We start from the raw sequence: 18,931 nt of genomic DNA on the forward strand, positions 1-18,931 counted from the left end.
GCGCCACTAAAACACAAACGCGCGCGCATCACAAGGGCGAGTGCCCTGGGCGCGACAGGCGCGCAAGCGTTGCGCGCGACCCGCGAATGCGGCATCCGGGCGGCTTCCTGTCAGGCCGGGCCGCGCGGGAGTGCTATCATCGGGCCCATTGTCCTCGTGTGCCGCCCGCCTGAAATAGTGCCCTGCCAGGGCCCTGACAGGGCACTGAGCCGCGTACGCAGGCGGCACGAACTCATCGCATTGCTCAATGGCCATCACGCTCAAGACACCCGCAGACATCGAAAAGTTGCGCATCTCCGGCCGCATGGCCGCCGAAGTCCTCGCGATGATCGCCGAACACGTCCGCCCGGGCGTCACCACCGACGAACTCGACGCCATCTGCAACCGCTTCATCGTGAACGAACTGAAGGCCGTTCCCGCCAACGTCGGGTACATGGGCTTTCCGAAGACGGTATGCACCTCGGTGAATCACGTCGTGTGTCACGGTATTCCGGGACCCAAGGAACTGAAGGACGGCGACATCATCAACATCGACGTCGCCATCATCAAGGACGGTTATTACGGCGACACGAGCCGCATGTATTACGCCGGCACGCCCGGTGCGGAAGCGCGCCGTCTCACCGAGACGACGTATGAGGCGATGGTGGCGGGCATCCGCGAAGTGCGTCCCGGCGCGACGCTCGGCGACGTCGGCGCAGCGATTCAGGGCGTCGCGCATCGCGAAGGCTTCTCCGTGGTGCGCGAGTACTGTGGACACGGCATCGGCCGCGTGTATCACGAAGATCCGCAAGTGCTGCACTACGGCCAGCGCGGCGCGGGCCTGCGTCTGAAGCCGGGCCTCGTCTTCACGATCGAGCCGATGATCAACGCGGGCCGCGCGGCCACGCAGCAATCGCGCGACGGCTGGACCGTCACGACCAAGGACCGTTCGCTGTCGGCGCAGTGGGAGCACATGGTCGCGGTCACCGAGGACGGCTTCGAACTGCTTACGCCGTGGCCGGACGGCACCGGCGCCTATCCTGCGCCGTGAGCCACACCGTGAGCACGGCTACGCATTCCGTGTGCGTTGCAAAGCACTTTCCCGGAATTAGGAATTGACGGGTCCGCCCGTTCGGTTGAAGCTATGCCAATGGCCCGACATGCGGACCGGCCGCCAGAGCCGCACGCGCATCGAGCCTGCAAGCCAGAGAGAAATAGCCCGTATGAGTCCCTCATTGACCGTCAGCCGCATCGCCGCGCAACAAGGTCCGGTTTTGCGCGAACTTCGCACGGCATCGCTGCGCGAAGCGCCGTATGCCTTCGGCGAAACGCTGGAAGATGCGCTTCAGGTCGAGCCCTCGAGCTTCGACGAGACCGCGTTCCTGCACGCGAACTCGGCCAAGCTCGCGACGTTTCTGCTGTACACGGAAGGGCATCCCTGCGGTCTTGTCCATGCGTACATCGAAGAGTCGTCCGATGCGCGCGCCTTCGTGAGCGCGCTGTGGGTCGCCCCCGCCGTGCGGCATCTGCGCGGCGGCGAATTGCTGGTGAACGTGGCATCGGAGTGGCTGGCCGAACAGGGCGCCGCCGAGGTGCACGCCTGGATCGCCGATGAAAACCGCACCGCGATGCGCTTCTACGAACGCCTGGGCTTCGGCCCGACGGGCGACCGCCGCGCGATGCCGTCGCACGAGGCGGAAGCCGAATCGCTCTACGTGCGTCACATGCATTCCGGGCGCCACGCGTAACGCGCGTCCCATCCACACATCAAGCGTGCTCGACACACGCCTCGCCGCACACACTTCGCGTTTTCGATAGCTGAATCGGCCGGAAAAAATATGGTCGTGTGTGACAACGCCTGTAAAATACGCAAAATTTTTGGCCGTTCCTATGTCGCTCAACAAAACGCCCTTTTTTGAACTGCGCAGCGGCTCCGTCGACACGCTTCTCTTCGTCGTCAAGACTCCCGACCTCGACGCCCTGCGCACCGAACTGACCCGGCGCTTCGAGGCGACTCCCGAATTCTTCGCGGGCGATGTCGTCGCCATCGACGTGCGCCGTCTCGCCGACGCTGCGAACGGCGGGGAAGGGGCGCGCGTGTCGCTCGCGGACCTCGAAAAGCTGCTGAAAAGCGTGCGCATGCGCCCGGTCGGCGTCGTCGCCTTACCGGCGCAGACGTGGGCGGTTCAGTGGGCGAACGAAGGCGGCCTGCCGATTCTCGAAGCGCGCGACCGGCGCGGCGCGCCCAAGCCCTCGGTCGATGAAGCGAAGCCCAACACCGAGGCCGCCGCGGTGATCGAGGCGGCCGTCGCCAATACGCCGCCGCCCGCCACGTTTCCCGCGCAGGCGACCATCATCGACCGGCCGCTGCGCTCCGGTCAGCAGGTCTACGCGAAAGGCGACCTGATCGTGCTCGGGCTCGTGTCGTACGGGGCCGAAGTCATCGCGGAAGGCAATATCCATATTTATGCGCCGTTGCGGGGCCGCGCGCTCGCCGGCGTGCACGGCAATCTCGACGCACGCATCTTCTGCACCTGTCTCGAGCCGGAACTGATTTCCATCGCGGGAATCTACCGGACGACCGAGAACCCGCTGTCGGCCGACGTCCTGAGCAAGCCCGTGCAGATCTGGCTGGACCAAGAAAAACTGATGATCGAACCGCTGCGGCTGACCTGAGACGCCGCGCGCCCGATGCCCCGGCGCGCTCATGGCAACGCGAGCGGACCTATTTGACGAACACAAGGTACTTGTATGGCAAAAATCATTGTGGTGACTTCGGGGAAGGGCGGCGTCGGCAAGACGACCACCAGCGCGAGCTTCGCATCGGCGCTCGCGTTGCGCGGCCACAAGACGGCCGTGATCGACTTCGACGTCGGTCTGCGCAACCTCGACCTCATCATGGGTTGCGAACGCCGCGTGGTGTACGACCTGATCAACGTCATTCAGGGCGAAGCGAACCTGAACCAGGCGCTCATCAAGGACAAGAAGTGCGAGGACCTGTACATCCTTCCGGCGTCGCAGACGCGCGACAAGGACGCGCTCACGCTCGAAGGCGTCGAGAAGGTCATCAACGAACTCATCAAGCAGGAGTTCGAATACATCATTTGCGATTCGCCCGCGGGTATCGAGTCCGGCGCGCTGATGGCCATGCACTTCGCGGACGAAGCGCTGATCGTCACGAACCCGGAAGTGTCTTCCGTGCGCGACTCGGACCGCATTCTCGGCATTCTGTCGTCGAAGACCAAGCGCGCGATCGAAGGCAAGGACCCGGTCAAGGAGCATCTGCTCATCACGCGTTACAACCCGAAGCGCGTCTCGGAAGGTGAGATGCTGTCGCTCTCCGATATCCAGGAAATTCTGCGCATCGATCTCATCGGCGTGATTCCGGAATCGGAAGCGGTGCTGCACGCATCGAATCAGGGTCTGCCGGCGGTGTATCTCGACGGCACGGATGTCGCCGAATCGTACAAAGACGTGGTGTCGCGCTTCCTCGGAGAAGAGAAGGCGCTGCGCTTCACCGATTATCAGAAGCCCGGTCTGTTGCAACGCATCTTCGGCACCAAGTAAGGGGACGCAATGTCGATTCTTTCGTTTTTGCTGGGCGAGAAAAAAAAGTCCGCTTCGGTCGCGAAGGAACGCTTGCAGTTGATCATTGCGCACGAGCGCGCGGGTGGCAGAGCCGCCGCCGATTATCTGCCGGCGTTGCAACGGGAACTGGTTGCGGTGATTTCGAAATACGTGAAGATTTCCGATGACGATATCCGAGTGAGCCTCGAACGTCAGGACGATCTCGAAGTGCTGGAAGTAAAGATCGAAATTCCACAGGCGTAGCGATTCGCGCGAGCGCGCGCAAATCGCATCCGGCCGAACAGGCGAATCGTCTGCATGTAGCGGTAGCGAGAAAAGCCAGGATCGAAGGATCCTGGCTTTTGTTTTTGCGCGCTATCGTTTGCGTCTTGTTGTTTGCGCCTTATCGTTTGCGCGGGTCCGGCGTTCGCCTGCGTGCGTGTGTGCTGGATTCGATACAGGACCGGCTTACATCAATATTCGCTTGCACTTTGGGCATGGTCGTAATACGCCGCGTGTCCTCCTGCCGGCAGTCTCGCGCATTGAATGCATGACGGTGGCGCCGTGCGCCGCCGTTGCATCTAACCGCGCCTTGAAGCGCGTTCAATGTCCCGATACCAGAGGTACACCATGAAGAATTCCCTTCGCCCGCTGCTCGCACGGACCGCACTCATCGTCGCGAGTGTGATCAGCGTGACGGCTGCTTCCGCCGCCGAAGTCGTGATCGTCGCACCCAACGCGCCGCCCGCGCCGCGCCATGAACTCGTGCCGCCCGCGCGCGCCGGCTATGTCTGGGATCAAGGGCACTGGAACTGGGACCACGGCCGCTATGAGTGGGTCGCGGGCCATTGGGAAGCCGAGCGCGTCGGTCACCGCTGGGTGCCGGGCGAGTGGACCGGACACGGCAATCAGTATCGCTGGGTTCCGGCGCACTGGGCTTGATGGAGAGACATGCAATGAAAAAGCTCATGCTCGTTCTCATGGCCGTCGTGCTGGCCGATGCCCTCGCGGGTTGTATCGTCGTGCCGGAGCATCACGCGGAGCGGTCAGCGCGCGTCTACGTGTATTGACGGCCTATTTCCGCGGCGTCGCGTCCGTCGCGTCCGTCGTTTCGGCGCGCGCGGCATCGTCCGGTACTTCGGGCGACGGCGCCGGCTTGTTCAGCGGCGCCATATAGCGCTCCGACAGCGCCTCGTACAGCGGCGGCGCAAACAGACGCGACACCCGGCTCGAGATCAGCGCGGTCGCCATCAGTGAGATGACGAGCGCGTGCCCGTTGATCATCTCCATCACGATGACGAACGCCGTGATCGGCGATTGCGTCACGGCCGCAAGATAGCCGACCATTGCGAGTGCGATCAGCATCGGCAACTGCATGTGCGAGAAGAACAGATGCAGCACGTTGCCGAAGCCCGCGCCTATCGACAGCGACGGCGCGAAAATGCCGCCCGGAATGCCCGGCAGATACGAACCGATCATCGACACCATTTTCAGCAGCGGATAGAACGCCGAAAGTTGCTCGCGCCCTTCGAGCAGGCCGCGCGCTTCGGCGTAACCGCTGCCGAAGGTCGTGCCGCCCGACACCAGCCCCACGACCGCGATGATCAGCCCGCACAGGGCCGCAAACACCACGGGGCGCGTTGCATGGAGCGTTCGCAGCGGCGCGGGAATCCACTTGCTCGTGTTGAGCAGCAGCCAGCAGAACGCGCCGCCCGCGATGCCGGTCACGACGGCCGTCACCGCCACGGCGAGCGCGAAGAGATCGGGGAACTGCGCGCCGACGTCGATGGTGCCGAAGTAGGTGTAATTGCCGTTCAGCCCGAGCGCGATGATGCCGGCGACGATGATGCCCGTGATCAGCACGCCGCTCGTGCGCACTTCGAAGCTGCGCGTGAGCTCCTCGATGGCGAACACGATGCCCGCGAGCGGCGTGTTGAACGCCGCCGACAGTCCCGCCGCCGCGCCCGCGAGCACGAGTTGCCGCTCGATCAGCGAATTGGAGCGCGGGTAAAAGCGCCGCATGTTGAACATGAGCGCCGCGCCGACCTGCACGGTCGGACCTTCGCGGCCGATGGTGAGCCCGCCGAGGATCGCGACGAACGACACCGCGATCTTCGCGAGCAGGATGCGCAGTGTGAGCAGCCGCCCGCCCGCCGCGGACGTCGGGCTATTCAACACAGCGATGACCTGCGGTATGCCGCTGCCTTCGGAGCCGCGAAAAAAGCGTCGCGTGACGAACACGCACAGTGCCGCGGACGCCGGCGTGACCACGAGCGGCAGCCACACATATTCGCTGCGAATGTCGAGAAAACGGCTGAAGCCCCAGTCGATGAGCCGCGCGTAATAGACCGCGACGAGTCCGACCAGAATCGCGCCGATCCAGAAGATGCCGTAGCGGCGCCATAGGCTGCGTGTGCGGCGCGCGGTGACGATCGAAAAGGAACGTAGCGTCCGGATCATGCGATGACCGTCGGCAAAGAGGCGATTATAGCGGCCGTCTCAAAAGTGCAAGATGCCTTGCCGGAAGCCGAAGCGTTGCTAACGCCCAAAAAAGAACAGGCGCGAGGCTTTCGCCAGGCGCCCATGAAACGCTCCCGCAAAAAGCAGGAGCGGAGAGGAGAGGGGTGCCGCGTTCGTCTGCAAAGAAAGCAAGAACGGGCATTACACGCTATGGCAGGCCTCGTCGGAAAAAGTTCAACGACGCTGAAATTTTTTCCAGCGCCGTTGTTCCCAGACGCAACGCCTTTAAGCGGTAAGTACTTCGAAAGCAACGACCGCGAGTATCGCGCCGACATTCGCGATGATCGCCTCGCACAGCACGCCTCGCCATGTCGCGGGACGGAATTTGACGGCGAGCAGAAGCGCAGTCAAAAGCGCGATGGAGATCATCGCGACGAGATGCGAACTCTGCAAATGGATATTCATCGTGGCCTCCCATGCGGTCGCGGCAGAAGTTTCCGCGCGTAGTTTTTGTCCAGCTTGTTTCGAGTATAGGCAGTGGCAAATTTACTGAAAAGCGGACAAAAAAGTCATTTTGCCGCCAGCTTGCCGACTGGCATCGAGTGTTAATTTAAATACCGGTTGATTAAGGGAATTTTCTTTCTAAGCTAGGTACAAACCCCGTATGCGCGCCACAGTCTATTCGCCGCGTGCCGAACCGCAGTTCGTGGAGCATTCGCACGATGACTTCCCCGACGACACGCTCTCTCGAAGTCGATTTCTTTCGAGGAATCGTGCTGCTCATTATTGCGGTCGACCATATAACGGGAAGCGTGCTGTCGCACTTTACGCTGCATCAATACGCATTCTGCGATTCCGCAGAAGTATTCGTTTTTCTTGGCGGTTATGCGTCGGCGGCGGCTTATACGGCGCTTGCGACTCGCCGTAGTGAAACGGCCGCTCGCCGCCGCTTTTTCAAACGCAGCTGGGAAATCTATCGCGCGTACCTGTTCACGGCGTTTCTGATGCTGATCGGCGGCGCGCTGCTGATGCTTCTGAAAATCGATACGCCGATGGTGCAATACACCGAATGGCCGAATTTCCTCGTGCGCCCGTTCGGCCTCATCGGCGATATCGCGTTGTTGCGTCAGCAGCCGTATCTGTCGGCGGTTCTGCCGATGTACTCGGTGTTCGCGCTCGCCGTGCCGGTGATCGTGCCGCTCGCGCAGAAGAAGCCCGTCATCGCGATGTTCGCCAGCCTGCTCGTCTGGCTCGCGGCCATGCCGCTCTTGCGCGTCTTGCCCGGCACCTACGGCGAAGCGTGGTCGTTCAATCCGTTCGCCTGGCAACTCATGTTCATGACCGGCATCCTCGCCCGCGTGCAGCCGATCAGCGACGAATTTCACGCCGGCAGGTTCGCACGCTGGCTGACCGCCGGCGCCATTGCGCTCGCGCTGACCTTCGCCTTTTTCAAGCTGTTCCTCGAAACCCAGGCGCCGCCGGGATACATGAAGCAGAACCTCGCGACCTTGCGCATCGTGAGCTTCGCGGTGATCGCGTGGATCATCGCGCGCGCGGTCTATGCGGGATGGGTCGGAAAGCTCGCGCGCAAGCTGCCGGGCATCGTGACGATCGGGCAGCAGGGGCTTGTGTGCTTCATCGCGGGCGCGTGCGTGTCGCTCGTGCTGGATTCCGCATTGCGCGCGATGGGCGTGCTCGGGCTCGGGCGCTATCCGTCGCACTGGATTCTCGGGCTGATCGCCGATGGCATCGCGATCGCCAGCCTGCTGTTTCTCGCGCGCTTCTGGGCGGAGCGCAAGGCGTCGAAGGCGGCGCGGGCTCAGATGCAAGCTCAGGTCCGCGCAAATGGAATGGAACGTACTGCGCCGCCGCCCGTGCCGCTCATCAAGGGCCGGCCGGTGCCGGTGCACGCCGGCAACCGGCGCGACCGCTAAGCGCCGGATTCTCTTTCGTTCTGCTTACTCCATCGCGATATCGCGCGTCTCCCGCATGCACAGCACGGCGATGAGACTGACCGCCGCCGCCGCCGACACATAGCCGCCCACCCACGTTAGTCCGCCGCGATTCGCGAGCAGTTGCGCGATATACGGCGCCACCGATGCCCCGAGAATGCCGCCGAGGTTGTACGCCACACCCGCGCCGGTGTAACGCACGTTGGTCGGGAAGAGTTCGGGCAGGAGCGCGCCCATCGGTGCAAAGGTGACGCCCATCAGAAACAGCTCGATGGTGAGGAACAGCGCGACCTGCACGGTGTCGCCGCTGCCGAGGAGCGGGGCCATCGCGAAGCCGGACAGGATCGCGAGCAGACAGCCGACGACGAGCACCGGCTTGCGCCCGAATCGGTCGCTCGCAATCGCGGAGATCGGCGTGGCGATCGCCATGAAGAGCACGGCGAAACACAGCAATCCGAGAAACTTCTCGCGCGCGAAATGCAGCGTCGCGACGCCGTACGACAGCGAGAACACCGTCGAGATATAGAAGAGCGTGTAGCAGACGACCATCGCGAAGGCGCCGAGCAGCATCGGCGTGAGATGGCTGCCGAGCAGCGTCGCGAAGGGCACTTTCACGCGCTCCTGACGTTCGAGAGTCGCGCGAAACGCCGGCGTCTCGGCGATCTTCAGACGCACATACAGGCCGAGCGCGACGAGCACGGCGCTCACGAGGAACGGCACGCGCCAGCCCCAACTGCGGAATTGTGCGTCCGAGAGCGAAAGCGCAAGACCGAAGAAGAGGCCGTTCGATGCGAGAAAACCGATCGACGGCCCGAGCTGCGGGAACATGCCGAAAAGCCCGCGCTTGCCGCGCGGCGCGTATTCGGTCGCGAGAAGCGCCGCGCCGCCCCATTCGCCGCCGAGTCCGATGCCCTGGCCGAAGCGCAGGATGCACAGCAGGATCGGCGCGAGACTGCCGATCGAATCGTAGCCGGGGACGAAGCCGATGAGCGTCGTCGAGACGCCCATCACGAGCAGCGACGCGACGAGCGTCGATTTGCGGCCAATGCGGTCGCCGAAATGGCCGAACAGAAACGAGCCGATCGGCCGGGCAAAGAACGCGATGCCGAACGTGACGAACGCGGAAAGCGCCTGCGCGGCGGGCGAGCCGTGCGGAAAGAACACCGGTCCGATGACGAGCGCGGCGGCGGTCGCGTAGACGTAGAAGTCGTAGAACTCGATCGCGGTGCCGATGAAGCTCGCGAAAATCACGCGAGAAGCGCTTTGTGATCCGTCGCCGGGCTGGGCGGCGGAAAGCGAAGATGAGGACATGGTGTCTCCGTTGTCGTGTTGCGTCGTGCTGGTTATGGCGAAGCATTGTCGCGCGCATCGCGGGACGAGGGGCGATCGAAGCGCGTCAGCTTTCTGTAGGAATAGCGGCGGGTGTTGTGCGATGGCCGGGGCGGCGGGCGCGAGTAGCGCGCAAATCGCGGCGCAGTGGACTGCGCTCGGGCGCTTCGCGCAGCGCGCGGGGTGGGCGCGAGGCGAAGGCCGTGCCGGAAGCGGGTCCGGCAGGGGTGCGGAAAATTATAACGATCGTGCGCGGCGAGCGCCAATCAACCGGTGCATCGATCGATGCATCAGTCGATGGTCGTCGCCTGCGGCGAATGCGATGTCTGCAGCTGGAACTGGCCGTTGTCGTTGAACATCCAGCCTTCGAAGAGTTCGATCTGGCCGTGGCCGTTGAGAAGCCGCGCGGGCGGCGCGGGCAGCGGCGACGCGCGGCGCAGCGAGGCGAGGGCGGTGGCTTCGGCTTCGTCGTCGCCGTTGGTGCGATACACGGACGATTCGACGAGCCGCCCGCCACGGTCCACGGTGAACGACACGAGGACGAAGGAGCGCAGCATGGCCTGCGGCGTGCCCTGGAGCACGAGCGACGGATTGCGCTCGAAGATGCGTTGCGCGATGCGTTTCTTGTAATCGTCGAGCGTCGGACCGGGCGCGGCGGGCGCAGCGGCCGTGCGCGCGGCCACGACGCTCGGCGGCGGCGTAATCGTGCAGGCGGTGATGGCGAGGGCGGCGGATGCGCCGAGGACGGCGTAGAGGGCGGAGCGTTGCATGACAGCGGGACATCGAAGAGAGTGATGTTTCAATGGTAGTTCGTGCCGCGCGTTTCGGGCGCGGGATTTGCTGTTCCCTTGTCATCCGCGAAGTCATCCGCGACGTCATCCGCGAGGCAACCAGGAGGAGGGAATCATGAACAGCGATACGAACGGCATCGAGAACGACAAGCCCGTCGAGCACAACGATAACGAGAAGAGCAAATTGCCCGAGCGTAACGACGAAAACCGCAAGCAGGGACCGAACGATCGGCCGGGCAAAGAGTCGGGGGAAGGCGAGGCGCCGGTCGGTTGAACGCGCGGGCTTAATGCAGGTTTAAGTGTGCGGCGCCGGCGGCGCGGTGCTAAGGTAATCGAGGGGATGTCCCCGCTTTTCGGGAGAACACCATGTCACGCAAACATCAGCCTTCGTCATCGGGCGCGCCTGCACGGCACGCGCAGCCGCAGCCGGCTTCGGCGTCGGCGGGGCATTCGAAGGGCGAATCGAAACGGAATGCGCCCGAGCGGGATGCGGCCAAGGCCGAGCCGGTTCCGCATGTCCGCCCGCCCGTCAGATCCGATGACAATTGAGCAGAAGACGGCGCATCATCATTGCGCCGTTTTGGCTCAGTCGTTGTACGGTTTGACCAGTTCGGCGCAGTGGATCGGTGCCGTCGCTCTGACTGTGCCCGTGTCCGCCGCGCGCGTTTCGACGCAGCGATACACGCTGTTCGTCTTCTGGACGATGTAGGTGTCTTCGGGCAGCCCCGTGCTGCGCGCGGCGACGCTCGTCACGGCGACGATGCCGTAGCCGTTCTGGATCAAATCGAAGAGCGTTGTCTCCGACGCACGCCATTGCGCGTTGGCTTGAGGCTGGGCATGCGCCGGCAGGCTGGCAGCGACGATACAGCCGAAGACGATGGGCATGATGCGGCCTGACTTCATGGGCGGTTCTCCGCGTGGTGGTCGATGAGGGCGGTTAGATGGGGTTGGGGGCGTCGCGTTCCGTTTGCGATGAACCGCACGGCGAATTGCTGCGCGCTCCAGAGGCGATAAAGCTCCGTAAGTCGATATTATTCTGGCACTGTCCGGCGTTCGCCAAGGGCTCGAGGATGCGGCATGCGAAGTCCAATCGAAATCGGGCTAAACGCAGGTCGCGAATAACGTCGAAGCGGCATATCACCGTACGGACCTGCTTGAGCGGTGCTGCCCATTCATGGAAGCGTGGGCGCGGCATGCTCTTGCCGGTTGAGCCACTCGCTTTGCCAATCGTCACAAATCGAAACACCTCCGCGAATACGAGACTACCTCCGATTAGGATTAGGAATCCTATGCAGTAAAGGAGGTGACATGCCGTTTCCCGAATGGGGATACTCGTATAACGCGCTTTACGTGCCGCTGAGCGGAGGTTGGCACTGTGCATTGATGCCGGTCAGCGAACTGCCAGCGGTTGATCGCGGATGGCAGTTATCCTACGACGAGCGGAAGCAGAAGAAAAAAGAACGAGAGGAGCAGATCGAACAGGACAAGCAGGACTTCGACCGCCTGTTCAGATTGCGAATCGACGCAAGGGGCGCGCGCTTCTGTTCCGAGTTCCGCGAATATGTGGCGTTCATCAACCGCCATTTGCGCGTATCGAATTGGGACTTGCAGGATGGCGCAGGCATCACACGCGCGCTGCGCTCAGCGGTGCGCGACGGCAACATCATTCCGGTGATCGCTCGAAACTGGCACGGCGGGCGGCGCGTGTTTAGACGCTACGCTCCACAACAATGGACGAGCGGCGGTGGTGGTTCCTTGGCTTTGGGCAGTGGCGGGTCGAATGCGCCGACAGGTCGATTCACAGGCCCGTTTGCTGCCGCTATGCATGTAGCTGACACGGTGATGAATAGCAGACTCGCCACCAGTAGTCGCGCCGTTAGCAGCGCGGGAGGTGGCGGACGCGGTGGTGGCGGCTTCGCTTGGCTCAGCGCGGTAGAGGCGGTGGGCGGCGCGGTTGCAGGTTCTGTATTCGGAGACTCGGACGACGACAGCAGCGGCGAGTCGATGCTCAAGAGCTTCGGGGATTCAGGCGGCGACGGTGGTTCGATGCTTGGTGATGCAGAGCCGTTTAAATACTCGCCGGACGAATTGAGCGACGATTCGTTCGATATCGCGGCCAGCACGAACAATCCAAGCTACGCAGCGAAGATGCTCGGATACGACCGCGACACGTTCGGCGACATGATCCATGCGATGAAATACAACCTCGACTTACGCGGTGACGATAATGTGATCTGGCATGACAACGGTGACGTTGAATTCAAGAAAAACATCATCGGCAATATGCACGATTACACGAACTGAAAGGCCCGCATTTGTGGATACACATCAACTTGCTCACGCATCTTTTTTGATCGCAGGCGATACTCTCGTCCCTGAGTTCTGGACGTCATATTTCGGCGTGACGCCGGACACCACGATCGTTAAGGGCCAGCCGTTCACTACCCCGTCGGGCCGCCTGAGCAGCGTGCCGGGCCGCATCGGCTTGTGGGGTATCAAGAGTAAAGCAGCTGTACAGAGTGATACCTTAGAACCGCATCTGCGGTATCTGATCGCTCGATTGGGCTTTCCTCTCGCCGACCTCCGCGCGCAGCTTGAGCAGCAGAGAGCACGGGCTCGCTTTTTCTGCTACTGGAACAACCACGCGGGGAACCGCACACCTGATGTGCCGGAGGACATTCGGCGGATGTGCGACGAAATGGGCGTCGCATTCGAGATTGACGAATACCGATAGGCGGCGAGGGGAGCGTGGCGGCGCGTGCCGGCGCTTTCCCGATGCGTTGCGTCCTGACAAGGTCCAGCCCCCTTAAAAATCACGACGGAAGGAGATGACAGGCGATAAATTCGAACAATTGGCGTTCGGAGATTTAGGCGGAGAGCCTTATCTGGCGGGCGTTTCCGCGAATATTTCAGACGGAATGGGCAAGCGGAGATAGGGGGTGTGGCGGAGGCGGTGTCCGCCAAAGAGTGAGTAAATATAAGGGTTGCAGCCCGATAGATGGAGATCATCCACCATCCCATCCACCAAACCGGACAACGCCTTTTCAAACGTGATGCGCGCTCATTCTGCTAAATGGCTGCTAACGAAACATGGTCGTCCGCCGCACTGACCTCTGTGCCGCTGAGCATGCGGATAACGGTTTCGTAGGCACTTCCTCCCAGCGCACTTTTCATGCTCTGGCTGTAGACTCGCACGCCGTTCAACGAATTCCGAGGACCACCTTCCGAGCCTCTTGCAATCAAGTATCTAAGGGACGATCCGGAGTGCTTCGAAGTCGCTCAGAAGATAGCGAGAGCGCCCAAGGCTGCAGGGTGGAGGATAACTGGCCCGGCGCCAATCCTGGTCTCAAAGTCGTACACCGACCCCAGCTCGATGTCCGTGGATGGTCAGCCTTCCGGCGAGACGATCGTCCAGCGGCGATGACCGGAGCCGAACTGCAGGCCACGGAAATTCAGGCAATGACGGCAGCGGGCTGGACTCACACGCCATTTACGGTTTTGATCTCGGCTGTACTTCGTGGTCTGGCTGCCGCTTCTTCGAGCGCAGTAGGTCTGAATGCTTCGAGCGCCGACACGTTGGGCGCGGTCTTTTGCGGCTATCTGAGTCGAGGGTAGCTGAACGACCGGTTTGCGCGATAGCTTATGGTGGAACGGGCCAGGCTGCGGCCGTCCGCTCTCCAGCCTTATCGCTGCAAAGCGGTCGATAAATTTGTACTGCCCAGAAGCGGTCGCTCGACAATGCGCACTCCTGACCCACTCTGATCAGACGGCCGTCTCCAAAGCGGTCAGTCAGCCGGATCCAAGTTTCGAGAAGTGGAGTGCCGATAAGCAGCCGTTGACGAACTCGCACGATCGGCCAACTTCTGCCACTCGGCTGAGCCATGGAGTGGTCGCTCGAACGGCTGATCCATCCGGAGATCCGCTCGATGCGGAACGCGCGCTTGTCGGCCTTAGCTGACGTTGATGCCAGTTCAGTCTAACGTCAGCAGCCAAGAGGATTGCTGACGTTGGCGGTGCCACGCCGCGGGACTGCAACTGCCCACATCAGAAAATCACACTCACGACTCTAAGCGGACATTCGGTTCTCTGTTCGTTCCAAATCAACACTTCCTGACTTAACTCCCGTCTAGGAGCCGCCGAGAAGAGGCTTGGAAAGCAATTGTCGCGATTTGGCACTTGAGCCTGCGCGCTATACCATTCCGATTGTGCTTTGAGACCCTATAGCGCGACGCTACCAATGACGACAATCCCGCTGAACCGGCAGTTTTACGAATGGAAAGAAAGTACAGACTGGGGGGCGTATTCAAGATATCGAGTGGCTGCGGGCTTTTCGGATGGTTTGTTAGGCTGGCCCGAGCTACTCGCCAGGCGCCGGGTTGTGATTCTCGCTGAGGCGGGTAGTGGCAAGACCGAAGAGTTGGCCGAGCAGGCGCGCCAGCAGGCAGCCGCAGGTCGGTTTGCTGTGTATGCGACTGTTCAGGATGTTGGACGAGACGGGCTCGACAAGGCTTTGCGGCCCGCTGACCGTCAGCGCTTGACTGCCTGGCGCAACAGCAGTGAACCGGGATGGTTTTTTATTGACTCCATCGACGAGGCAAAGCTCGACAATGTCCGGCTGGAGCGAGCGCTGCGACAGATAGCCGAGGGGATTGCTGATGGAGAGGGGCGCGCACACATCGTCCTATCCGGCCGACACACCGATTGGGAATTCGCGCGGGATGCCCAGCGGCTGAAGGAAGAACTGCCACTCCCACGCGACAACCCCGCCGAGCCGCTTCCCACACTTGAAAATCTGGTACGCCAAGTCCTGCGTAACGAGAAGCGCCCCGAGCCGACTCCTGCGGAAACACCCTTGATCGTGGTGATGGCCCAGCTCAATATAGGGCAGGTGCGGACCTATGCTGCTGCCAAAGGCGCTCCGGACCTCGATGGGCTGATGGCCGCTATTGAGGCGGGAAGCCTGTGGGGATTCGCCTGCCGCCCGCTCGATCTGGACTGGATCGTGCGCTACTGGCACCGCCACGGGCGGCTTGGCAATTTCAGCGTGATGATCGAAGTGGGGCTGCGCGAGCGACTACAGGAAACCGACCCGGAGCGCAGTCGTCGCGATAGGCTCGACGCCGTGCGCGCCCAACACGGCCTGGAGCGGATCGGTGCGGCACTGGTGTTTGGACGGCAGTCAACCATCGCTATACCGGATAACGTAGCCGAACTCAGAAGCGAAGGAACTGCAGCCAAGATCGACGACGTGCTGCCGGACTGGTCTAGTGAGGACCGGATAAGGCTGCTCACGCGGCCAGTGTTCGACCCAGCAACCTTTGGGCGCGCGAGGTTGCATAACGACAACGAAGGCGCAGTGCGGTCATATCTGACAGCACGTTGGCTGCAGCGGTTACGTCGTGCCAATCTGCCGCAACGCCGACTGCATGATCTGCTGTTTTCACGGACCTATGAAGTTGAACTGGTCAGACCGTCGATGTCGGAAGTGGCAGCCTGGCTTGCGCTGTGGGATGAAAGCGTAGCTGCCGAGGTTGTGCGTCGCGCGCCGTTTCTGCTGTTTACCGCAGGAGATCCTGCTCATCTCTCATTTGAAACCAGACGGACGTTGCTGACGGCGATGGTGGAACGGATGCGCCGGGACGAAGAAGTGCCGCTGCTGGATCTCAGCAGCCTCGCACGATTCGCCCAGCCGGACATTGCTCCGGCGTTGCGGGACATCTGGGTAGCAGATAAGGGACATGGCGAAATTCGCCGTTTCGTGCTGCGGTTGATTTGGTTGGGCAAGATCGGAAATTGCACCGACCTCGCGATCTCTGCGTCATTCGGTCAATACGGAGATCTCTACACGGCCATGACCGCCGGCCGCGCGTTGCTCGCAACTGGCGATGAAGGCACACGGAGGCGGTATGCCGAGTACATCAAGTTGCATTGCGCATCAATGTCGCCAACGCTCGTCTGGGAAGCCGTCGAAGACCTATTCCCTCAACTTATCAGCGTCGATGACTTGGTGGCCATTCTGGCGATCGTTCAAATCGGCGACGCAGAGGGAGGGGGCTTCAATTTCGAATGGCACGGGGCGGAGCTGGTCGAGCGGTTATCAAGCGCCGCCGACCTGACCAGATTGATCGAAGGGCTCTTGAAACAGCTGGAAGCGGGCCCGCAACCGGATATTGGTGAAAGGTCGCCGCGGGATGAGCAATATGCTCCTGCACTCGGCGCGGCCGCACGGTGTCTGCTGGATGTGTCGCCCCCCCACCTCGCGCCGAATGCAGCGATCGACGCATTGCTGCGTATCGGCGATCGGCGTCTGAATATGAGGAACCGGCGGAGTGAGGGTGAGTCCGGTGCAGTTGTCTTGCTGCTTCAAACGCCGGAGCGTCGTCGTGCCGCCTTCTGGCGGGCTGCGGATCGGCTGCGCAACCACCGAACGCTAATGGGACGCCCATTGCTCCATCGGTTCCAGATGGAGTTCCTCGGCTGGTCTTCAGGGCTGGTGCTCGACGACATTGACTGGCTTCTGCTCGATGGTGCATCTCGGACGCACGCGACTGAGCGGCAACTGGCCATCAATTCGGCGCTTAATCTTTGGTCCACATCGGGTGAGTCAGCGGCGCTGAAGGCGCGTATTGCCGGCGTTGCAGCGACGGACGCGGAGATGCGGGCCGCCTATGTTGAATGGATGACGCCGCGCATGAAGTCGGCGAAAGAAATCAAGAGCGAGGAAGAGCTGGCAGAGAGCGTGAGGGAAGCCGAGCGCAAACGGTCCGAGCAGGAGCTGTCCTGGATCGCTTTTATCGAGGATCTGCGTGCAAATCCCGAGCAACTGCGTCGACTGAACCCCACCACAACAACGAGTGTTGATGGCCGGATGTACAGTCTTTGGCAGTTGCTTAACCAGGCCACCCCTACTAACTCGCGTTACGCGATCGATAACGTCGAGCCCATTCGAGAGCTTGTCGGTCAGGAGGTGGCAACGGCGTTTGCTGCCGGGCTGCCGGGAATTTGGCGAGCCTGGAGACCGACACTGCGCAGCGCGCGCCCGCCCAGCGAGCGCAATCTCGTCAGCACCATTGATTGCCTAGGCCTCACGGGAATTTCGATTGAAGCAGCAGTGCGGAGCGATTGGGCGCAGCACCTGACTGAACAACAGGCGATCCGCGCCGCTGAATATGCGACGCTGGAACTCAACGGGTTTCCCGAGTGGATCGCAGCATTGGTATTAGCATGGCCCACCGCGGTAGAAGACGTGTTGGTGCGAGAGGTCGCGAGCAACCTAGACGAGTCTACACCGGAAGGACATTACACGATACTTGACGCGATTAGCCGTAGCGATGATCGCCTTGTGCGCCTGATGTCACCGGCCCTGATGCGCGAACTGAACGCCCGACCTGACTTGAACAGGGCTGCACTGCGGCCGTTGCTGTTCATCCTAAAGCGTGGCCTGTCCGGTAACTGGAAGCAGGCGCTCTACGAGCTGGTGCTAGGCAGATTTCGGTCGTCTGCAGAGCCGCAGGTCAGTGCGCAATACCTAGGCGTTGCATATGCGATCAATGCGCAAGATGCGACGGACAGCCTGAAAACGAAGCTAGATGTGATGGGCGAAGCGGAGAAAAAGGCGCTCGTTGAGCGTGTACTGCCACAGATTTTCGGTTCTCGGTGGTCGCTCACTGCACCGTCTCAAGTGCATCTCGACGTAGCAACGCTGGAACGCCTGGTCCTGCTCGCATACAGCACTGTGCGAATGGAAGATGACCGGGACCGCACGAATAAGGGCGTATATTCGCCAGACGAACGTGACGAGGCGCAGGAGGCCCGCTCCGCCGCATTCAATGCTCTGGTTACCATGCCAGGGCATGCCACGTATTCCGCGATCCTGCGTCTAATGGAGGCGCCCAATTTTCCGGTGGCTCGATCGCGCCTGCTCGCGCTGGCACAGGAACGAGCAGCCAATGATGCGGAGCATACAGTCTGGCGCGGCGATGAGCCCTTCCAAGTTGAGCAGCAGTATGAGCGGCAGCCGGTGACCGGACAGGAACTGCAAGTTGTGGTGCTGCAGCGCCTGGAAGATCTGCAACACGACCTCGTTCACGGTGATTTCCAGCAAGGCACCACCTTGAGCGCGCAGCCTGACGAAGCGGCTGTACAGAATTGGTTGGCAGATCGACTAAGACAGGCGCAGGGAACATCATATTCGATTGAGCGCGAGGTGCGAGTTGCGGACGAGAAGGAGCCAGACTTGCGATTCCGGGCGAAGGCCAGCGACGCGAATGTGGCTACTGAAATCAAGGTTGCGGAAAGCTGGACGATGCAGCAGCTTGAGGACGCGCTGATCAAGCAGCTATGCGGCCAGTATCTACGCGGAAAAGATGGTCGCGAGGGCATCCTCCTTCTGGTACACCAAAAGCCGCGTCCAAAAGGCTGGGAGCTTCCCGATGGCACTTTTCTGAACTTCGGGGCGGTGGTGGAGCGGTTGCGTGCTTTGGCCGCACGGATCCGAAGTGAATCAACCGCAGGCCCGCAGCCAGAACTCTGCACGATCGATGTTTCTAGTTGCGTTCATCTTGTCGAACGTCGCAAATCCGTCCCTAAGAGGTCGGGGCGAGCGAGCAGAGACACTTCCGCTTAAGGGCGGAAGGACTTATTCATTGACGGTGAGAAGTGGTGAACTTGCAGCCGACGCATCGCCCCGTATCGCCGAACGTCGGCAATGGTCAACACGAGCCCAATGCTTAAGGTGCGGCCCGGCCGCTCCACTTTGTTACCGACCGTTCGGACCATGAGAGCCCGACCGGCGGCAATGGGTCGGGCTGCGGCAGTCCGCTCTTCGAACTTATAGCTGGAAAGCGGCCAGTC

General features: G+C 61.7%; 16 protein-coding genes. 11 read left to right on the plus strand and 5 right to left on the minus strand.

Annotated features, from left to right (window positions below; genetic code table 11):
• Positions 1-247: 247 nt before the first annotated feature.
• The 6 genes from map to BRPE64_RS03395 all read left to right on the plus strand — a co-directional run bounded on the left by map (position 248) and on the right by BRPE64_RS03395 (position 4,488).
• Positions 248-1,030: a type I methionyl aminopeptidase gene (map, locus tag BRPE64_RS03370; protein WP_016344618.1), complete on the plus strand. Its 783-nt coding sequence runs from the start codon at positions 248-250 to the stop codon at positions 1,028-1,030.
• A 172-nt stretch (positions 1,031-1,202) separates the two neighbouring features.
• The gene (locus BRPE64_RS03375; protein ID WP_044041189.1) at positions 1,203-1,727 is read left to right on the plus strand and encodes a GNAT family N-acetyltransferase; all 525 of its coding nucleotides are present in this window, start codon (positions 1,203-1,205) and stop codon (positions 1,725-1,727) included.
• Between the two features lie 142 nt (positions 1,728-1,869).
• Positions 1,870-2,655, plus strand: coding sequence for a septum site-determining protein MinC (gene minC / locus BRPE64_RS03380; RefSeq protein ID WP_016344620.1), 786 nt, complete (start codon positions 1,870-1,872; stop codon positions 2,653-2,655).
• A 75-nt stretch (positions 2,656-2,730) separates the two neighbouring features.
• Positions 2,731-3,546 carry a septum site-determining protein MinD gene (gene minD, locus BRPE64_RS03385; protein ID WP_016344621.1) on the plus strand — a complete coding sequence of 272 codons (816 nt, stop codon included), beginning with the start codon at positions 2,731-2,733 and terminating at the stop codon, positions 3,544-3,546.
• A 9-nt stretch (positions 3,547-3,555) separates the two neighbouring features.
• Positions 3,556-3,810, plus strand: coding sequence for a cell division topological specificity factor MinE (gene minE / locus BRPE64_RS03390; RefSeq protein WP_016344622.1), 255 nt, complete (start codon positions 3,556-3,558; stop codon positions 3,808-3,810).
• Between the two features lie 366 nt (positions 3,811-4,176).
• The gene (locus BRPE64_RS03395) at positions 4,177-4,488 is read left to right on the plus strand and encodes a YXWGXW repeat-containing protein (protein WP_016344623.1); all 312 of its coding nucleotides are present in this window, start codon (positions 4,177-4,179) and stop codon (positions 4,486-4,488) included.
• Positions 4,489-4,620: 132 nt separating this feature from the next.
• Here BRPE64_RS03395 and BRPE64_RS03400 read toward each other — a convergent pair whose 3' ends face one another.
• Both BRPE64_RS03400 and BRPE64_RS33615 read right to left on the minus strand, forming a co-directional pair.
• Positions 4,621-6,006 (minus strand): chloride channel protein, encoded by a 1,386-nt coding sequence (locus BRPE64_RS03400; protein WP_016344625.1) that lies wholly within the window; start codon positions 6,004-6,006, stop codon positions 4,621-4,623.
• 285 nt (positions 6,007-6,291) lie between these two features.
• Complete coding sequence (locus BRPE64_RS33615; RefSeq protein ID WP_016344626.1) at positions 6,292-6,471, minus strand: hypothetical protein; 180 nt, start codon at positions 6,469-6,471, stop codon at positions 6,292-6,294.
• A 257-nt stretch (positions 6,472-6,728) separates the two neighbouring features.
• Here BRPE64_RS33615 and BRPE64_RS03410 point away from each other — a divergent pair, with 257 nt between their 5' ends.
• A complete protein-coding gene (locus BRPE64_RS03410; protein WP_044041921.1) occupies positions 6,729-7,940 on the plus strand; it encodes an OpgC domain-containing protein in 1,212 nt (403 codons plus the stop codon).
• 24 nt (positions 7,941-7,964) lie between these two features.
• Here the strand turns inward: BRPE64_RS03410 and BRPE64_RS03415 are convergent, their stop codons facing one another.
• Positions 7,965-9,269 carry an MFS transporter gene (locus BRPE64_RS03415; RefSeq protein WP_016344628.1) on the minus strand — a complete coding sequence of 435 codons (1,305 nt, stop codon included), beginning with the start codon at positions 9,267-9,269 and terminating at the stop codon, positions 7,965-7,967.
• Between the two features lie 308 nt (positions 9,270-9,577).
• Positions 9,578-10,057, minus strand: a complete 480-nt coding sequence (locus BRPE64_RS03420; RefSeq protein WP_016344629.1) for an energy transducer TonB family protein — start codon at positions 10,055-10,057, stop codon at positions 9,578-9,580.
• A gap of 136 nt (positions 10,058-10,193) precedes the next feature.
• On the opposite strand from BRPE64_RS03420, the gene BRPE64_RS33405 reads away from it, so the two are divergent.
• The gene (locus BRPE64_RS33405) at positions 10,194-10,352 is read left to right on the plus strand and encodes a hypothetical protein (protein ID WP_016344630.1); all 159 of its coding nucleotides are present in this window, start codon (positions 10,194-10,196) and stop codon (positions 10,350-10,352) included.
• A gap of 311 nt (positions 10,353-10,663) precedes the next feature.
• Here the strand turns inward: BRPE64_RS33405 and BRPE64_RS03430 are convergent, their stop codons facing one another.
• Positions 10,664-10,981 carry a hypothetical protein gene (locus BRPE64_RS03430; RefSeq protein ID WP_016344632.1) on the minus strand — a complete coding sequence of 106 codons (318 nt, stop codon included), beginning with the start codon at positions 10,979-10,981 and terminating at the stop codon, positions 10,664-10,666.
• Between the two features lie 405 nt (positions 10,982-11,386).
• Here BRPE64_RS03430 and BRPE64_RS33620 point away from each other — a divergent pair, with 405 nt between their 5' ends.
• The 3 genes from BRPE64_RS33620 to BRPE64_RS03445 all read left to right on the plus strand — a co-directional run bounded on the left by BRPE64_RS33620 (position 11,387) and on the right by BRPE64_RS03445 (position 18,704).
• The gene (locus tag BRPE64_RS33620; RefSeq protein ID WP_016344633.1) at positions 11,387-12,382 is read left to right on the plus strand and encodes a hypothetical protein; all 996 of its coding nucleotides are present in this window, start codon (positions 11,387-11,389) and stop codon (positions 12,380-12,382) included.
• A gap of 13 nt (positions 12,383-12,395) precedes the next feature.
• Positions 12,396-12,812, plus strand: a complete 417-nt coding sequence (locus BRPE64_RS03440) for a DUF4279 domain-containing protein (protein WP_044041191.1) — start codon at positions 12,396-12,398, stop codon at positions 12,810-12,812.
• 1,503 nt (positions 12,813-14,315) lie between these two features.
• Positions 14,316-18,704 carry a hypothetical protein gene (locus BRPE64_RS03445; RefSeq protein WP_016344634.1) on the plus strand — a complete coding sequence of 1,463 codons (4,389 nt, stop codon included), beginning with the start codon at positions 14,316-14,318 and terminating at the stop codon, positions 18,702-18,704.
• Positions 18,705-18,931 lie beyond the last annotated feature (227 nt).

The organism is Caballeronia insecticola (assembly GCF_000402035.1).
In the GTDB taxonomy this organism is placed as follows: domain Bacteria; phylum Pseudomonadota; class Gammaproteobacteria; order Burkholderiales; family Burkholderiaceae; genus Caballeronia; species Caballeronia insecticola.

Coding starts and splice junctions, on each gene's coding strand:
- BRPE64_RS33620 (WP_016344633.1), top strand. CDS start 11,387: ATGCCGTTTCCCGAATGGGGATACTCGTATAACGCGCTTTACGTGCCG.
- BRPE64_RS03430 (WP_016344632.1), bottom strand. CDS start 10,981: ATGAAGTCAGGCCGCATCATGCCCATCGTCTTCGGCTGTATCGTCGCT.
- minE (WP_016344622.1), top strand. CDS start 3,556: ATGTCGATTCTTTCGTTTTTGCTGGGCGAGAAAAAAAAGTCCGCTTCG.
- minC (WP_016344620.1), top strand. CDS start 1,870: ATGTCGCTCAACAAAACGCCCTTTTTTGAACTGCGCAGCGGCTCCGTC.
- BRPE64_RS33615 (WP_016344626.1), bottom strand. CDS start 6,471: ATGAATATCCATTTGCAGAGTTCGCATCTCGTCGCGATGATCTCCATC.
- map (WP_016344618.1), top strand. CDS start 248: ATGGCCATCACGCTCAAGACACCCGCAGACATCGAAAAGTTGCGCATC.
- BRPE64_RS03420 (WP_016344629.1), bottom strand. CDS start 10,057: ATGCAACGCTCCGCCCTCTACGCCGTCCTCGGCGCATCCGCCGCCCTC.
- BRPE64_RS03395 (WP_016344623.1), top strand. CDS start 4,177: ATGAAGAATTCCCTTCGCCCGCTGCTCGCACGGACCGCACTCATCGTC.
- minD (WP_016344621.1), top strand. CDS start 2,731: ATGGCAAAAATCATTGTGGTGACTTCGGGGAAGGGCGGCGTCGGCAAG.
- BRPE64_RS03415 (WP_016344628.1), bottom strand. CDS start 9,269: ATGTCCTCATCTTCGCTTTCCGCCGCCCAGCCCGGCGACGGATCACAA.
- BRPE64_RS03445 (WP_016344634.1), top strand. CDS start 14,316: ATGACGACAATCCCGCTGAACCGGCAGTTTTACGAATGGAAAGAAAGT.
- BRPE64_RS03410 (WP_044041921.1), top strand. CDS start 6,729: ATGACTTCCCCGACGACACGCTCTCTCGAAGTCGATTTCTTTCGAGGA.
- BRPE64_RS03375 (WP_044041189.1), top strand. CDS start 1,203: ATGAGTCCCTCATTGACCGTCAGCCGCATCGCCGCGCAACAAGGTCCG.
- BRPE64_RS03400 (WP_016344625.1), bottom strand. CDS start 6,006: ATGATCCGGACGCTACGTTCCTTTTCGATCGTCACCGCGCGCCGCACA.
- BRPE64_RS33405 (WP_016344630.1), top strand. CDS start 10,194: ATGAACAGCGATACGAACGGCATCGAGAACGACAAGCCCGTCGAGCAC.